The organism is Streptomyces saintjeani (assembly GCF_055409605.1).
The window spans coordinates 9,403,130-9,419,424 of record NZ_CP189624.1; the positions used below are offsets into that span (position 1 = coordinate 9,403,130).

General features: G+C 73.6%; 14 protein-coding genes. 9 read left to right on the plus strand and 5 right to left on the minus strand.

The window, feature by feature from the left end:
* Positions 1-424 precede the first annotated feature (424 nt).
* On the plus strand, positions 425-2,677 hold the full coding sequence (pflB, locus tag ACQCO7_RS42180; RefSeq protein ID WP_464076800.1) for a formate C-acetyltransferase: 2,253 nt from the start codon (positions 425-427) through the stop codon (positions 2,675-2,677).
* Complete coding sequence (gene pflA / locus ACQCO7_RS42185) at positions 2,674-3,408, plus strand: pyruvate formate-lyase-activating protein (RefSeq protein WP_464076801.1); 735 nt, start codon at positions 2,674-2,676, stop codon at positions 3,406-3,408. Before pflB ends, pflA begins: the two co-directional genes overlap by 4 nt.
* Here the strand turns inward: pflA and ACQCO7_RS42190 are convergent.
* Positions 3,402-5,090: a SulP family inorganic anion transporter gene (locus ACQCO7_RS42190; RefSeq protein ID WP_464076802.1), complete on the minus strand. Its 1,689-nt coding sequence runs from the start codon at positions 5,088-5,090 to the stop codon at positions 3,402-3,404. The genes pflA and ACQCO7_RS42190 overlap by 7 nt on opposite strands.
* A 196-nt stretch (positions 5,091-5,286) precedes the next feature.
* On the opposite strand from ACQCO7_RS42190, the gene ACQCO7_RS42195 reads away from it, so the two are divergent.
* The 4 genes from ACQCO7_RS42195 (at position 5,287) to ACQCO7_RS42210 (ending at position 8,674) form a co-directional block, all read left to right on the plus strand.
* The gene (locus ACQCO7_RS42195; RefSeq protein WP_464076803.1) at positions 5,287-5,874 is read left to right on the plus strand and encodes a hypothetical protein; all 588 of its coding nucleotides are present in this window, start codon (positions 5,287-5,289) and stop codon (positions 5,872-5,874) included.
* Between the two features lie 64 nt (positions 5,875-5,938).
* Entirely contained in the window at positions 5,939-6,784 is an 846-nt protein-coding gene (locus ACQCO7_RS42200; RefSeq protein ID WP_464076804.1) for a universal stress protein, read from the plus strand.
* Positions 6,785-6,797: 13 nt separating this feature from the next.
* Positions 6,798-7,820, plus strand: a complete 1,023-nt coding sequence (locus ACQCO7_RS42205) for a zinc-dependent alcohol dehydrogenase (protein WP_464076805.1) — start codon at positions 6,798-6,800, stop codon at positions 7,818-7,820.
* 5 nt (positions 7,821-7,825) lie between these two features.
* Complete coding sequence (locus ACQCO7_RS42210) at positions 7,826-8,674, plus strand: universal stress protein (protein WP_464076806.1); 849 nt, start codon at positions 7,826-7,828, stop codon at positions 8,672-8,674.
* A gap of 57 nt (positions 8,675-8,731) precedes the next feature.
* On the opposite strand, the gene ACQCO7_RS42215 is transcribed toward ACQCO7_RS42210, so the two are convergent.
* From ACQCO7_RS42215 to ACQCO7_RS42225, 3 genes are all read right to left on the minus strand, one after another.
* On the minus strand, positions 8,732-9,292 hold the full coding sequence (locus ACQCO7_RS42215; protein WP_464076807.1) for an oleate hydratase: 561 nt from the start codon (positions 9,290-9,292) through the stop codon (positions 8,732-8,734).
* 97 nt (positions 9,293-9,389) lie between these two features.
* Positions 9,390-9,815, minus strand: a complete 426-nt coding sequence (locus ACQCO7_RS42220) for an FMN-binding protein (protein WP_464076808.1) — start codon at positions 9,813-9,815, stop codon at positions 9,390-9,392.
* 7 nt (positions 9,816-9,822) lie between these two features.
* A complete protein-coding gene (locus tag ACQCO7_RS42225; protein WP_464076809.1) occupies positions 9,823-11,145 on the minus strand; it encodes a ferredoxin reductase family protein in 1,323 nt (440 codons plus the stop codon).
* 204 nt (positions 11,146-11,349) lie between these two features.
* Between ACQCO7_RS42225 and ACQCO7_RS42230 the strand changes: the two genes are divergently transcribed.
* Together ACQCO7_RS42230 and ACQCO7_RS42235 are read left to right on the plus strand one after the other, a co-directional pair.
* Positions 11,350-12,099 carry a response regulator transcription factor gene (locus ACQCO7_RS42230; protein ID WP_464076810.1) on the plus strand — a complete coding sequence of 250 codons (750 nt, stop codon included), beginning with the start codon at positions 11,350-11,352 and terminating at the stop codon, positions 12,097-12,099.
* On the plus strand, positions 12,096-13,553 hold the full coding sequence (locus ACQCO7_RS42235; RefSeq protein ID WP_464076811.1) for a sensor histidine kinase: 1,458 nt from the start codon (positions 12,096-12,098) through the stop codon (positions 13,551-13,553). The genes ACQCO7_RS42230 and ACQCO7_RS42235 overlap by 4 nt, the downstream gene beginning before the upstream one ends.
* Before the next feature lie 398 nt (positions 13,554-13,951).
* Here ACQCO7_RS42235 and ACQCO7_RS42240 read toward each other — a convergent pair whose 3' ends face one another.
* A complete protein-coding gene (locus tag ACQCO7_RS42240) occupies positions 13,952-14,917 on the minus strand; it encodes a glycoside hydrolase family 6 protein (protein ID WP_464076812.1) in 966 nt (321 codons plus the stop codon).
* 328 nt (positions 14,918-15,245) lie between these two features.
* Between ACQCO7_RS42240 and ACQCO7_RS42245 the strand changes: the two genes are divergently transcribed.
* A complete protein-coding gene (locus ACQCO7_RS42245) occupies positions 15,246-16,259 on the plus strand; it encodes a LacI family DNA-binding transcriptional regulator (RefSeq protein WP_464076813.1) in 1,014 nt (337 codons plus the stop codon).
* Positions 16,260-16,295 lie beyond the last annotated feature (36 nt).

The window sequence follows — 16,295 nt, forward strand, 5'->3', positions numbered from 1 at the left end:
TGGACTTCTCGGCGACGATGGTGGGCTGCCGGCCGTCGCCCCACCGGCGAAGAGCCCGTAGGCGGTGGCCCGCCGCTCGCCGGGCACCAGGCCGGCGACCGTGGCGGTGCCGGTGGACCGGACCGGTGAGACCCGGCGGGCCGCGCGATCCCCAGCTCGTCGGACGGCGTTTCCGTGCCTCCGGCGGCGCGGTGGGGTGCGGATCGTCGGGATTCAGGTGATCGACTGATGGCCCTGGAGAACCTTCACACCAACGAGACCGCCTTCTGGGACCCGCTGACAGCGGTCAGTCCCGCGGTCCCGCCACCGTCACCGTGCTCAGGGCCGAACGGCCCCCCTGCGGACCCTGTCCGGCACTCCCTCTGGGTGATCACGGCTGCGAGCATCGAAGAGCCGGACACGAGGTACGAGGAGAGGAACGGCGATGACCGTGACCACGGCGGCGGACAGCCGGACGGCCTGGCGGGGCTTCGAGGGGAGCGGCTGGCGGGAGCGGATCGACGTGCGCGACTTCATCCAGGCCAACTACACCCCGTACGAGGGCGACGCGGACTTTCTGGCCGGCCCCACCGACCGCACCCGCGCCGTCTGGGAGAAGGTCAGCGCGCTGTTCCCCGAGGAACGCGCCCGTGGCGTCCTCGACGTCGACACCGCCACCCCCTCCACGATCACCTCCCACGCCCCCGGCTGGATCGACCGCGACCGCGAGCTGATCGTCGGCCTCCAGACGGACGAGCCCCTCAAGCGCGCGATCATGCCCAACGGCGGCCTGCGCATGGTGGAGAGCGGCCTGCGGGCGTACGGCTACGAGCCCGACCCGTTCGTGACGAGGGTCTTCGGGACGTACCGCAAGACCCACAACGACGGCGTCTTCGACGCGTACACCCCCGAGATGCGCGCCGCCCGCCGGGCCGGCGTCATCACCGGCCTGCCCGACTCCTACGGACGCGGACGGATCATCGGCGACTACCGGCGCGTCGCCCTGTACGGCACGGACCGGCTGACCGAGGCCAAGAAGGCGGAGCGGGCCCTGCTGGACGCCCGCCCCTCCAGCCCCGACGTCATCCGCGACCGCGAGGAACTCGCCGAGCAGATCAGGGCGCTGGGCGAACTCACCACGATGGCCGCCTCCTACGGCTGCGACGTCTCCCGCCCCGCCGCCACCGCGCACGAGGCCGTCCAGTGGCTCTACCTCGGCTACCTCGCGGCGGTGAAGGAACAGAACGGCGCCGCGATGTCCCTCGGCCGCACCTCCACCTTCCTGGACGTCTACCTCCAGCGGGACCTGACGGACGGCGTCCTCGACGAGACCCGCGCCCAGGAACTGATCGACGACTTCGTCATCAAGCTCCGCATCGTCCGCTTCCTGCGCACCCCCGAGTACGACGCCCTCTTCTCCGGCGACCCGACCTGGGTGACGGAGTCGATCGGCGGCATGGGCGGCGACGGCCGCACGCTGGTCACCCGCACCTCCTTCCGCTTCCTCCGGACCCTGTACAACCTCGGCCCCGCCCCGGAACCCAACCTCACCGTGCTGTGGTCGCCCCGACTGCCCGCCCCCTTCAAGGAGTTCTGCGCCCAGGTCTCCATCGACACCAGCGCCGTCCAGTACGAGTCCGACGACCTGACCCGCCCGCACACCGGCGACGACACCGCGATCGCCTGCTGCGTCTCCGCCATGACGGTGGGCCGCCAGATGCAGTTCTTCGGCGCCCGCGTCAACCTCGCCAAGGCCCTGCTGTACGCCGTCAACGGCGGCCGGGACGAGATGACCGGCGACCAGATCGCGCCCCCGGCGCCCGCGCTGACGGGGGAGTACCTGGAGTACGAGGAGCTGTCCGCGGCGTACGACAAGGTCCTCGACTGGCTGGCGGCGACCTACGTCAACACCCTGAACGTCATCCACTACATGCACGACAAGTACGCCTACGAGCGCCTGGAGATGGCCCTGCACAACCACCCCGTGCACCGCTTCATGGCGTGCGGCGTCGCGGGCCTGTCGGTCGCCGCCGACAGCCTCTCGGCCGTGAAGCACGCGCGCGTGAAGGTGTTCCGGGACGCCACCGGCCTCGCCGTCGACTTCCGCACCGAGGGAGACTTCCCCGCGTACGGCAACAACGACGACCGCGCCGACCGGATCGCCGTCGGCCTCGTCGAGTCGTTCATGGCGAAGGTGCGCCGCCACCCCACGTACCGGGACGCCGAGCACACCCAGTCCGTCCTGACGATCACCTCGAACGTCGTCTACGGCAAGCACACCGGCAACACCCCCGACGGCCGCCGCGCCGGACAGCCCTTCGCGCCCGGCGCCAACCCGATGAACGGCCGCGACCGGCACGGCGTCGCCGCCTCCGCGCTGTCGGTGGCGAAACTGCCGTACGAGCAGGCCCGCGACGGCATCTCCCTCACCACGACCATCACCCCGGAGGGCCTGGGCCACAACCCCGCCGAACGCGCGGGGAACCTGGTCGGCATCCTCGACGCCTACACGGCCACCGGCGGCTTCCACATGAACGTCAACGTCCTCGACCGCGCCACCCTCCAGGACGCCATGGACCACCCGGAGAAGTACCCGGACCTGACGATCCGCGTCTCCGGGTACGCCGTCAACTTCGTCCGTCTGACCCGCGAGCAGCAGCTCGACGTGATCAGCCGCACCTTCCACGGCTCGCTGTGACCGCCACGACCGGCCGGATCCACTCCTGGGACCTGTCCACCGGCGTGGACGGTCCCGGGACCCGGTTCGTGCTGTTCCTCTCCGGCTGCCCGCTGCGCTGCCTGTACTGCGCCAACCCCGACACCTGGCACCTGCGCGACGGCCGGGAGACGACCGCCGACGAGGTGATGGCCAGGATCGAACAGCACCGCCCCTTCCTCACCGCCTCGGGCGGCGGCGTCACCCTCACCGGCGGCGAACCGCTCCTCCAGCCCGCCTTCACCGGCGAGATCCTGCGCCGCTGCAAGGCGCTCGGACTGCACACCGCCCTCGACACCTCCGGCTTCCTCGGCGCCCGCGCCGACGACACCCTCCTCGCCCGCACCGACCTCGTCCTGCTGGACATCAAGTCCTTCGACATCCGGACCTACCGGCGCCTGACCGGCGCCCACCTCGCCCCCACCCTCACCTTCGCGACCCGCCTCGACGGACTCGGCGTCCCGATGTGGATCAGATACGTCCTGGTCCCCGGCTGGACCGACGACCCCGACGCCGTCGACGGCCTGGCCCGCTTCGTCGCCGGCCTCGGCACGGTCGACCGCGTCGACGTCCTGCCCTTCCACAAGCTCGGCGCCCACAAGTACGACACCCTCGGCATCCCCTTCCCGCTGCGCGGCACCCCGACCCCGTCCCCGGACCTCACCGAGAGCGTCCGCGCCCGCTTCCGGGCCCACGGGGTGCCCGCCTACTGACGCCCCTCCCAGGCCCGGTACGCCGCCACCGCCGTCGGCAGCGTAGGGAAGATCCACTCCTCGCCGACCGACTCCACCAGCCCGTACGCCCGCAGGTCGGCCAGCAGATCCTGCTTCACCCGGGCGAGCGCGAACACCACACCCCGGCGGCCGAGTTCACGGCGCAGCTCGTCGACGGCGTCCAGCGCGGTGATGTCGACCTCGACGTTGGCCTCCGCGTTGAGGACGAACCAGCGCACGGGAGTGGTCTGTCCGTCGACGGCGGCCAGCGCCCGGTGCCTGAAGTTCTCCGCGTTCGCGAAGAACAGGGGCGAGTCGTAGCGGTACACCAGCAGCCCGGGGACCGTACGGGCCTGCGGATAGTCGTCGACGTCGTGCATGCCGGCCACCCCCGGCACCAGCCCCTCGACCGCGTCGTGCGGACGCGCCACCCGGCTCAGCAGCTCCGCCACCGACAGGCCGACGGCCACGATCACCCCGTACAGGATGTCCAGCGCCAGCACCCCGGCCAGACAGCCCAGCGCCAGGAGCAGTTCGCGGCGGCGGAAGGACGCCAGGCGCCGGAAACCCGCGAGGTCGATCATCCGGGTCGCCGCGTACACGACGAGCGCGCCGAGGACCGCCGAGGGCATCCGGGTCAGCAGCGGGCTCAGGAACAACAGCACGGCCAGCACCAGCGCGCCCGCGACCAGCGAGTACGCCTGGCTGCGGGCACGCGCCGAGGCGGCCAGCGCGGTACGGCTCGCGCTGCTCGACACCGGGAAGCCGTGCAGGACGCCCGCGCCGAGGTTGGCCGCGCCCAGCGCCAGGAACTCCTGGTCGGCGTCGACCCCGGGACCGTCACTGAACGCCCGCGCGGTCAGCACGAAGTCCGTGTAGGCGACCAGCAGCACACCCAGCGCGGGCAGCACCAGGTGCGGGAGTTCGCCGAGGTCGGGGAGGGCCGGGCCCGGCAGGCCGGACGGGACCTCGCCGATCACCTTCAGGCCGTACCGCTCGTCGAGGTCGAACACCGCGACGGCGGCCGTGGACAGGACGACCACGACCAGCGGGCCGGGGACGGACCGCGCGGCCGTCAGGAGGAGGAACGCCAGGGTGACGGCGGACAGGATCGCGGTCGCCGGGTGGACGTCCGGGACGTGGCGGACGAAGGACCACAGCTGGGGGAGGAACTCCTCGCCGGACGTGCGGACGCCGGTCAGCTTCGGCAGCTGGTCCACCATCATGATCAGGGCCACGCCGGTCAGGTAGCCGATGAGGACCGGGCGCGACAGCAGGTCCGCGAGGAAGCCCAGCCGTACCGCGCGCGCGGCCAGGCACAGCAGGCCGACCGTCACCGCGAGGGCCGCCGCGAGCGACGCGTACCTCCCGGGATCACCGGCCGCGAGCGGCGCGACCACCGTGGCCGTCATCAGCGCGGTCGTCGACTCCGGGCCCACCGACAGCAGCCGCGAGGAACCGAACACGGCGTACAGCCCGAGCGCGGGCAGGATCGCCCACAGCCCGGCGACCGGCGGCAGCCCCGCCACCCCCGCGTACGCCATGACCTGCGGCACCAGGTACGCGGCCACCGTCACCCCGGCGAGCAGGTCGCCGGTCAGCCACGTACGCCGGTAGCCCCGCAGCGTGACGAGACCGGGCGCCAGCCGGTGCCATCGGGGGGCGTGCCTGTCCTCGGGCATCTCCTGCCTTCCGCCGGGGTTCCTCATGATCCGCCTCGGTACGACCGGACGCGAGCATCGCGCTGAACGGTCCCGGAGGACAGGGCCGTTCGGCCCCCGGCGGCGGACCTTCGGCATCCGGCGGTGGTGACGCTGGGGGAGAAGGGTGAGGGGTGTCGGGCAACGACCTGACCATCCTCGAAGGGAAACCACCGCCATGGCCGTGCACGAGCACCCCCACCGTCTCCCGCTCCTCCGTACCCGCGCGGGCGAGGCCGTGCGCACGCACTCCGTGTCGGCGTACGCGTTCGCGTCGTTGCGGCTGGTCACCGGGTTCGTGTTCCTGTGGGCGTTCCTGGACAAGACGTTCGGCTTCGGTTACGCCACCGCGTCCGGCAAGGGCTGGATCGACGGGGGCTCGCCGACGAAGGGGTTCCTGTCGCATGTCGCGGCGGGCCCGATGGAGTCGACGTTCCACTCCTGGGCCGGGGACGCCTGGGCGGACTGGCTGTTCATGCTGGCCCTCCTCGGGATCGGCCTCGCGCTGAGCGCCGGTGTCGCCCTGCGGATCGCCGCTGTCGCGGGGACCGCGCTGATGGCGTTCATGTGGATCGCCGAGTGGCCGCCCGCGAAGCACCTCTCCGACGGCACGGCCAGCATGTCGACGAACCCGTTCGCCGACTACCACCTCGTCTACGCGATCGTCCTGATCGCCCTCGCGGCCTTCGCCGCCGGTGACGCCCTCGGCCTCGGACGCGCGTGGGCCCGCCTCCCGGTCGTCCGCGACCACGCCTGGCTGCGCTGACCACCCCGGACGCGCGGTGGGCCCGCTCCCTCGGCCCACCGCGCCCATCAAGGAGACGACCACCATGCCCCGTACCGTCACCGTCGGCCTCGACGGCTCCCCCGAAAGCCTCGCCGCCGCCGAATGGGCCGCCGCACTCGGCCTCCCGCTCGACCTCGTCCAGGTCTGGGAGCCGGTCGCCGCCCCCATGGCCCACGCCCCGCTCCTGGGCCCCGAGAACCAGCAGCACTGGACCGACAGCATCCCCCGCGAAGCAGCCGCCGGCCTCCGGCTGAGCCACCCCGGCATCGAGGTGACCACCACGCAGGTCACCGGCCACCCCGCCGACGCCCTGATCGAGGCGGCGAAGGACACCGAACTCCTCGTCCTGGGCTCACGCGGCCTCGGCGGGGCCGTCGGCTTCCTGCTCGGCTCCGTCGGCCTCAGCGTCCTGGCCCACGCCCAGCACCCCGTGGTCTTCGTCAAGAAGGACCCGCGGATCTCCACCGGCCCCGTCGTCCTCGGCCTGGACACGGACCACCCGGACGCCGCCCTGATCGCCTTTGCCTTCGAGACCGCCGCCCGCCGCGCCGCACCCCTGCGCGTGGTGCACGCCTGGAACCCGCCCCCGTACGTCGCGTACGGCACCCCCGCCGACCCGGCCCTGCACGAAGCCCTCCTCCAGGGCGAGGCCGAGAAGCTGGCCGAGACCCTGCGCCCCTGGCGCCGCGATCACCCCGGCGTGGAGGTCACCGAGCAGGTCCGCTTCGGCAGCCCCGCCGTCCGGCTCGTGGACGCCGCCCGCGACGCGTCCTTGGTCGTCGTCGGACGCCGTACCCGCCACAACCCGTTCGGCACCCACATCGGCCACGTCACCCACGCCGTCCTGCACCACTGCGCGGCCCCCGTCGCCGTCGTCCCCCACAAGTGAAGGAGGAAACCCCATGAAGGCAGCGGTCGTACGAGCTTTCGGCGAGCCCCTGGTCATCGAGGACCGCCCCGACCCGCAGCCCGGCCCCGGCCAGGTCCGCGTCCTGGTCGAGGCGTCCGGGCTGTGCCACACCGACATCCACGCCGCGCGCGGCGACTGGCCCGTGAAGCCGGCCCCGCCGTTCGTCCCCGGGCACGAGGGCGTCGGGCTGGTCGAGGCGCTCGGCGAGGGCGTCACCACGCTCGCCGTCGGGCAGCGGGTCGCCGTACCGTGGCTGGGCCGGGCGTGCGGGCGGTGCGAGCACTGCCTGTCCGGGTGGGAGACGCTGTGCGAGGCGCAGGTCAACACCGGGTACGGCTGCGACGGCGGGTACGCGGAGAAGATGCTCGCCTGGGCCGACTTCGCGCAGCCGGTGCCCCAGGGGGTCTCCCCGTTCGACGCCGCGCCGCTGACCTGTGCCGGCGTCACCACGTACAAGGCGCTCAAGGTCGCGGGGGTACGGCCCGCGCAGCTCGTCGCCGTCTCCGGGATCGGCGGGCTCGGGCACCTCGCCGTGCAGTACGCCAAGCTCGCCGGGGCCACCGTCGCCGCGATCGACGTCACCGACGACAAGCTCGACCTCGCCGCACGCCTCGGCGCCGACCTCGTCATCGACGCCCGCAAGGAGAACGTCGGCGAGGTCCTGAAACGGCACGGCGGGGCCCACGCCGCGATCGCCCTCGCGGTGGACGACGCCGCCTTCGAGGCCGTCAGCGCCGGGCTGCGGCGCGGCGGCAAGCTCGTCATGGTCGCCCTGCCCGCGCACGGCACGGTCCGGCTGCCGATCTTCGACACCGTCCTCAACGGCATCAGCGTGATCGGCTCGATCGTCGGCACCCGGCAGGACCTCGCCGAGGTCTTCCAGTTGCACGCGGCCGGCCGCACCGAGGTCCGCTACGAGACCCGTCCGCTCGACGCCGTCAACGACGCGATGGGCGAGGTGCTGCGCGGCGAGGTCAGGGCGCGGATCGTGTTCGACCTGGGCGCGGGGTGGTGAGGGCGATGACACTCCCGGTCGTCGTCGGCGTGGACGGCTCCGCATCCAGCCTGCACGCCGTCGACTTCGCGGCCGACGAAGCCGCGCTGCGCGCCGCCCCGCTGCGCCTGGTCCACGCCTCCCTGTGGGAGCGCTACGAAGGCTCCTCCCTGGCCGAGGACCTCGGCAGGCCCGCCGAACGGGTCACCGCCGAGGACATCCTGCGTACGGCCGAACACCGGGCGGCGCTGCGCAGGCCCGGCCTTGAGGTCTCCCTCGACGTCCTGCCCGAGGAACCCGAGTACGCGCTGATCCGCGAGGGCCGCGAGGCGTCCTTGCTGGTGGTCGGCACCCGGGGGCGCGGCGGGCTGGCGGAACTGCTCCTCGGCTCGGTCAGCCTGGCCGTCGCCGCCCGCGCCGCCTGCCCGGTGATCGTCGTACGCGGCGACCACGAACCGCAGGGGCGCGTGGTGGTCGGCATCGGCGAGCGGGGCACGGACTCGGCGGCCCTGGACTTCGCCGTCCAGGAAGCCCGGCTGCGGCACGCCGCCCTGGACGCCGTACGCGCCTGGCGCTGCCCCGCCCGCGAGTCCACCGACCACCCGCTGCTCGCCGGGGAACCGGCCCGGCTGCACGAACAGCACGCGGCCGAGGCACTGGAGCAGGCACTGAAGAACGCGCCCGCGGACGTGAACCGGCGCACGGTCGAAGGCCCCGCCCGCACGGCCCTCCTGACCGCCGCCAAGGGCGCCGACCTCCTCGTCGTGGGTGCCCGCCGCCACTCAGGACACACCGGCCTCCAACTCGGCCGCATCGCCCACGGGGTCCTGCACCACAGCCCCTGCGCGGTCGCGGTGGTGCCCGAACCGGCGTGAGCGAAAGGCCGAAAGCCGAGGACACCGGTCCGGGAACGTGCCCGGACCGGCTGTTCCTCATCGCCGGTGCATGGTCTCCAGCGCCGCTGCCGGGACGACCTCGGGCCGGTCCCCGTGCCGGCGGACCAGGAACTGGCTGGTGATGTACGGCATCACGCACGGTACGGCCGTGGAGGTGGCGAGGATCCGCTCGCGGGTGCCGGCGTCGAACGGCAGGTGGTGCCACAGCAGCCAGGCGTCCGAACGCTCCGGCGCGGGCGGCGGCGCCGAGGTGTGCGTACCGAGGCTGGAGGCGTCGGTCATCGACCCGTTGGTGACGAACACCAGGTCCTCGGGAGCCACCGCGATCCGCTCCGCACGGCCGTGCCGGCTCAGGTGGATCGCGTCCACCGTGCCGCTGCGGACCCCGGGCGCGAACCCGAGGTCGGTGACCCGGCAGCCCGTGTGCACGGTGACGCCCTGCTCGCCGAGCCACGCGGTGAGCGGCCGGACGAGGGAGCCGTACTGGTGGCGGCGGGTGCGGTGGATGCCCGCCATGGACGCGAACTCGGGGAACAGGTGCACGAACCGCAGCAGGTAGCGGCGGAACTCCGCTTCGAACATCCGCCCGCCGCGCATCGAGTAACCGTGCCTTCGCCATGGCACCACTTTCCGCGAGACCGTTCACGACGCCGCCGAGCCTCGTCCCCCGGGCCGACCGGCCCTGGTCCGCGGGTCAGCCGGTCAGGGAGTCCAGCGCCGACTGGAGGGACCGGCGGTAGCCCCCGCTGGTGTACGTGGCCCCGGAGACCGTGTCGACGTGGGCGCTCTGCGCGGTCAGGGTCTCCTGGGTGAGCCGGGGGACGGCGTACGCGTTGATCTGCTCGTCGCGGGGGTTGCCGTCCGGGTGGGCCAGGACGGTCACGCCGGTGATGCGTCCGGCGCTGACGGTGACCCGGACCTGGACGGGCCCGTAGCGGGTGGGCGCCGAGGCGCCGGTGGCCGTGCCCGTAGCGGTGGACGGCAGGGGAACGGTTCCGGCAGTGGTGGCGCCCGGCGTCGTGTGCGGCTTCAGGGACAGCAGCAGGACCAGCCCGGACACGGTCGCCGCGCTCGTCAGGACCAGACGGCGCAGGGGGTGACGCCTTCTCAACGGGTGCACGGCGGCCTCACAGTTCGAACGACTCGTGGTGGATACGGCGGTCGGGGACCCCGGCGGCGCGCAGCGCCTCGTACAGGTCCTGGGCGAAGCCGTGCGGCCCGCACAGGTACACGTCCTGGCCGGACAGGCCGGGGACGGCCGCGATCAGGGCGGGCGCCGACAGGTCGGGGCGCCGGCCGGCCGGCCCGTCCAGCGCGTACAGCACCCGCGCGCCACGCCACCGCGCGATCTCCTCCAGCTCGCCGCGCAGCGCCAGATCCGCGGCCGTGCGGGCGCGGTACAGGAGGGTGACCTCGCCGGGCAGCGTCTCGAACAGGGCCCGCAGCGGGGTGATCCCGACGCCGCCCGCGACGAGCAGGGACCTCGGCGCGGTCCCCCGGCCGGCGGTCAGCGCGCCGTAGGGGCCCTCCGCCCACACCCGGGTGCCGGGCCGCAGCCGGGCGACGGCCGCGCTGTGGTCGCCGAGCGCCTTGACGGTGATCCGCAGCAGCTCCGGACGCGGCGGCGCCGACAGGGAGTACGGCGTGGACGTCCAGCGCAGGCCCTGGGCGAGGAACCGCCAGCGCAGGAACTGGCCCGGCAGCGCGCCGAGTTCGTCCAGGCGTCGGCCCCGCACGAGGACCGAGTGCACGCCGGGCGCCTCCGGGCGCACCGAGTCGACGCGCAGCCGGTGGCGCAGGTTGAGCCGTACGGGGGTGAGGACCCGGAACCACACCACCAGCGCGGCGACACCCCCGTACAGCAGGTACCAGGCGATCTGCGCGGGACGGTGGCCCACGAAGTCGGCGCCCAGAGCGAGCTGGTGGCCGAAGGACAGGAACACGGCGGCGTACGTCAGGAGGTGGGTGACGTACCAGAACTCGTGGCCGACCCGGCGGCGCACCGCGCGCGCCGAGACGGCCCCGACGGCGACGAGTACGGCCGCCCCGGCGGTGGCCTTGAGCATCTCCGGGTAGTCGAGGACCACCGTGATCGTCTCCTGGACCAGCGGGACGCCGTCCTGGGCGGCGTACCCGGCCAGGATCAGCACGACGTGCGCCACCAGCAGGGACACCGTGAGGCGGCCCGCCATCGCGTGCAAGCGCGACACCTGGTCCGTGCCGACCCGCCGCTCCAGGAACGGGACGCGCGCCATCAGACCGACGAGGACGGCGCAGCCGTACCCGCACAGGAGCCCGGCGATCCGCCCGGCCCCCGTCAGCCAGCCCGCCGCCCCGACGACCGGGCCGGTGTCCTGCCACCACAGGGCGAGCACGGCGGCGGCCCCGGCCCACAGGACGGCGAGGACAGGCCCGGCGGGGGAGATGTGCCGTGGGTGCACCGTCGTCATCCGGGTGACCTCTCTTCGTGGTCCTCGCGTGGTCCGTACGGGTCCGACCCTGACGGCTCGACCTCTGCGTCTCCTCTCAGCCGGGGCGTACGGCGGCGCGGGACCCCAGGCCGGACGGGTGCGCGGCGGTCCGGGACTCAGAGCGAACTCAGAGGTTCGCGGCGTCGGCGTGGCCCGCCCGCAGGGCGCATGCTGGGAGACGAGATGAACACTTCCCGCTCCCGGGGCTTCGGCCGCCCCGCCCTGACCCGCCCCGACGGCACCCCGCCGCGCGTCCTCGTCGTCGACGACGACCCCGACCTCGCGGAGGTGCTCTCGGGCGCCCTGCGCTACGAGGGATGGGAGGTCCGTACGGCGGGCGACGGCGCCTCGGCCGCCGCCCAGGCCCGCGCGCTGCTGCCGGACGCCGTCGTCCTGGACGTCATGCTCCCCGACACCGACGGCTTCACCGTCCTGCGCGACCTGCACACCGTCCGGCCCGACGTGTGCGTGCTGTTCCTCACCGCGCGCGACGGCGTCGAGGACCGCATCGCCGGGATCACCGCGGGCGGCGACGACTACGTGACGAAACCCTTCAGCCTCGACGAGGTCGTCGCCCGGCTGCGCGGCCTGCTGCGCCGGGCCGGCATGGCCCGCCAGCGGGAGGACGGGCCGCGCCTGACCGTCGGTGACCTCGTCATGGACGAGGAGGCCCGCGAGGTCACCCGCGGCGGCGACCTCGTCGAGCTCTCCCCGACGGAGTTCGCGCTGCTGCGCCTGCTCATGCACAACCCGCGCCGGGTGCTCAGCAAGGCGCAGATACTGGACCGCGTGTGGTCCTACGACTTCGGCGGGCAGGCCCATGTCGTCGAGCTGTACATCTCCTACCTGCGCAAAAAGGTCGACACGGGCCGCCCGCCCATGATCCATACGGTGCGCGGCGCCGGGTACGTCCTCAAACCGGCGGCTCCGTGAGACGGCGCCCGTCCTGGCCGCACACCCTGCGCGCCCGCCTCACCGCCGGGCTCGTCGTGCTGCTCGCGGTCAGCTGCGCGGCCGTCGGCGTCGCCGCCGTCCTGGAACTGGACGGCTTCCTCACCGGCCGCCTCGACCAGCAACTGCGCGACGCGGGCGCCCGGTTCCCGGCGAGCCTGGAACACGGCGGGACCCTGCCCTCGGACCACGACGGGGACGAGGACGGCGACACCCGCCTCCAGCCCGCCGGGACCTTCGGCGCCCGCCTGGTCGACGGGGCTGTCACGAGCGCCGCGGTGGTCGCCTCCGGCGGCGGCACCCGTACCGTCCCCCTCGGCGCGCGTGACCTGCGGGAACTCGCAAGGCTGCCCGCCGACGGCCGGGGACGCACCGTCGGCCTGTCGGCGCTCGGCGACTACCGGGTGCTGGCGAGCGCGGGCCGCGACGGCGACGTCCTGGTCACCGGACTGCCGACCGAGCCCGTCGAGGCCGCCGTCCACCGCCTCGAACTCGTCTGCGCCGTCGTCTTCGGCGCCGCCCTCGCCGCCACCGGAGTCGCGGGCGCCCTGTGGGTGCGCTGGTCGCTGAGACCGCTCGGCAAGGTCGCCGCCACCGCCACCCGGGTCAGCGAACTCCCGCTGGCCGGCGGCGAACTGGACCAGTGGCCGCGCCCGCCCGAGGCGGACCCCCGCAGCGAGGTCGGACAGCTCGCCGACGCCTTCGCCACCATGCTGCGCCACGTCGAGAACGCGCTGGGCGAACGGCACGCGAGCCAGGAGAGGCTGCGGAGCTTCGCCGCCGACGCCAGCCACGAACTGCGCACCCCGGTCGCCTCGGTACGCGGGCACGCCGAACTGGCGCTCCTGCACCCCGGACCCGTGCCGCCGGAGGTGACCCGGGCCCTGGAGCGCATCGAGGCCGAGGCCGCGCGCATGGGGGAGGTGGTCGACGACCTGCTCCTGCTCGCCCGCCTCGACGCCGGCCGCCCCCTCGAACACCACCCCGTCGACCTGACCCGTCTCGTCCTGGACGCCGTCACGGACGCCCAGGCCGCCGGGCCCGGACACCGCTGGGCCCTGGAACTCCCCGAGGACCCGGTCACCGTGACCGGCGACGCCCACCGCCTCCACCAGATCCCCGCGAACCTCCTGGCCAACGCCCGCCTGCACACGCCCCCCGGCACGACGGTCACCGTCTCCCTGGCCACCGACGGCTCTGAGGCGCTCCTCACGGTCCACGACGACGGCCCCGGCATCCCCGAGGACATGGCACCCCGCGTGTTCGAACGCTTCACCCACGGGGAACGCCGCCGCACCGAGGACGCCCAGGGCGGCACCGGCCTCGGCCTGTCGATCGTCGCGGCGGTGGCCCAGGCCCACGGAGGCGATGCCACCCTCGACAGCCGCCAGGGAGCGACGACGTTCACCGTCCGGCTCCCCGCCGGACGTCCCTGACCGGGACGGAGAGCGGGCCCGTCCGGGGGGTCCGCGGCGAGGCGAAGGGCTGTTCGGGGAACCCCGGCGCGGGACCTACGCCGGGGCGGATCTGCTCGACCTGGAACTCGACGGAGACTTCTGCACGTCCGTTCCCGACGTTCGCCGGCCCGCCGGACACTCGGGGTGCCTGGGCCGCCCTCGACGCCCGGCGCCGCCGGGCCTGGCTCGACCTGGTCCGGGGACGGGCTTGCCGACGTGCCCACCACGACCGGCCGGCCGGTCACCCCTGCCACATCGACGGCCGGCACGTCATCGACGAACCGGGCCGCTGTCTGGCGCTCGGCGAGGAAGGGAGAGCCAGGTGCGCCGTGGCCCGGTCGCGCGGTGCGGGCGCGCCGGGCCACGGCCGTCCCTGATCAGTAGCCGTAGATCATCTTGTAGGCGACCTCGGGGAGGAACTGACCCGCCGAAGAGCCGCTTCCCACACCGCAGTTGCCGTCGGACTCACCCGGTGTCTTGATCCACAGGAGCATCTCGGCGCCGCCGCCCATCTGGGTGGGGGTGCCGATCTTGCGGCCGGCGGGGTTGCACCACTGGCCGTTGGAGCCGTTGCCGTTGCGGCTGGTGTCGACGACGAACGGCTTGGTGTAGCCGTAGCGGGCGCTGAGCTCGCGGTTGACGGCGTTGCCGTAGTTGGTGTTCTCGGCGGTGGTGAAGTAGTTGGAGATGTTGAGGGAGAAGCCGTGGGCCTGGCGCAGCCCGGCGTTGTTCAGGCGCTGGGCCATGGTCGCGGCGTCGGCCCAGCCGGGGTTGCCGGAGTCGAGGTAGACGAAGGCCTTGGGCGCCTGACGGCTGAACGTGGAGAGCGCGCCGGTCAGCATGTTCTGACGCTCGGTGATCTGCGCCTGGTTCATGCAGCCGTAGTCACCGAGGGAGTCGGGTTCGAGGATGACGACGGCCTCGCGGTTGCCGATCCCGCCGGCGAACTGGGAGATCCACGTCGCGTAGGCGGAGGGCGAGGAGGCCCCGCCCGCCGAGTGCCCGCCGCAGTAGTCACGGTTGTAGACGTTGTACGCGACCATGATGGGCAGCTTGTTCGCGTTCGCCGCGGCCCCCGCGTACGAGCCCGCGGCGGTCCCGATGGCGCCGCTCCAGGAACCGAACCACCGGGCGGCCGGGGTGTTGGCCAGCGAGGAGTTGATGGCGGACGCCCGGCCGTCGCCGGGGTTGGCCGTGACCCACTGCCTCGCGCTGGAGTTGGGGTCGACATAGAACCCGTTGGCCTTGAGGGCCGGACCGGCCGCGTGACTGGACGGGGCGACGGCGAGCGCCAGCGGCAGGGCGAGCAGGGCCGCCGTCAGGGCGCGGAGCTTTCGGCGCATGGATGTACCTCGGTTTCCAGGTGGGGGAGCGCCGCCCGCCCTCGTCCAGGACGGGCGGCGCAGTGAGGAAGTGCGGCGGTACACGTCCCTCGATGCCGGCGGCTCTCCGGCGGGACGACACCGCGAACGACCGGCGACGTGGTGTGGGAGCGCTCCCATATGGAAGCGTTCCCAGTGGCGTCAGGGCCTTCCGGGTGTGGTGGATATCGTGTGGGGAGCCGTGGGGACTGTCAAGAGTGAACGTACGACGCACCCTTCACACGGCCGGGGACCAGGTTCTACAGTCCTGTTCCTGGAAGCGCTTCCAGTCACAGGAGGTCCACGGTTCATGGCAGCAGACGGAGCCCGCCGCCGGCCGACGCTCGAAGCCGTGGCCGAACTCGCGGGAGTCTCCCGCTCCGTGGCCTCCCGCGTCCTCAACGACGCCCCGTACGTCAGCCGCGTCAAGCGCCAGGCGGTCGAACGGGCCGTCAGGCAGCTCGGTTACGTCCCCAATCCGCGCGCCCGGGCGCTGGCCACCCGCCAGACGGGAGCGGCGGCCCTGGTCGTCTCGGGGGAGGACCCGTCGATCTTCGCGGACCCCTTCTTCGCCCAGGTGATCGTGGGGGCGTCGGCCGCGCTGGAGGAGGCGGACCTGCATCTGATGCTGTGCCTGGCCGCCTCCGGCCGGGGCCGTGAACGGGTGGCGGCGCTGCTGCGTTCCCACGGCGTCGACGGCGTCATGCTGATGGCGCTGCGCGAGGGCGACCCGTTGGTGCGCATGGCCGAGGAGGCGGAGCTGCCCGTGGTGTACGGCGGACGTCCGGTGGGGCCCGCTCCCCGCTGGTACGTGGACGTCGACAACGTCGGTGGCGCCCGTGAGGCGACCGAGTACCTGATCGCCCGGGGGCGGACGCGGGTCGCCGTGATCTGCGGACGCCTGGACACCGAGGCCGGGCGGGCCCGCCACCGCGGCTACCGGGACGCGATGCTGGCCGCCGGCCTGGCCCCGCTTCCCCCGCAGGAGGGGGACTTCACCGAGTCGGGCGGCGCCGCCGCCATGGCCGCGCTCCTCGCCGACCACCCCGACCTGGACAGCGTGTTCGCCGCGAACGACAACATGGCGGCGGGGGCGCTGCGCACCCTGCGCGAGAGCGGACGCCTGGTGCCCGCCGACGTCGCGGTGGTGGGGTTCGACGACCTCGCCGTCGCCCGGATCGCCGACCCGCCGCTGACCACCGTCCACCAGCCCATCACGGCTCTCGGGCGGGAGACGGCCCGGATGCTCGTCGCGCTGATCGACGGCCAGGACCCCACCCCGCTGATCCTCCCGGCCCATCTGGTCACCCGCGCGAGCGCCTGACGGCCCGTACGGCCACGCAGACGCGGAGTCGGCCGG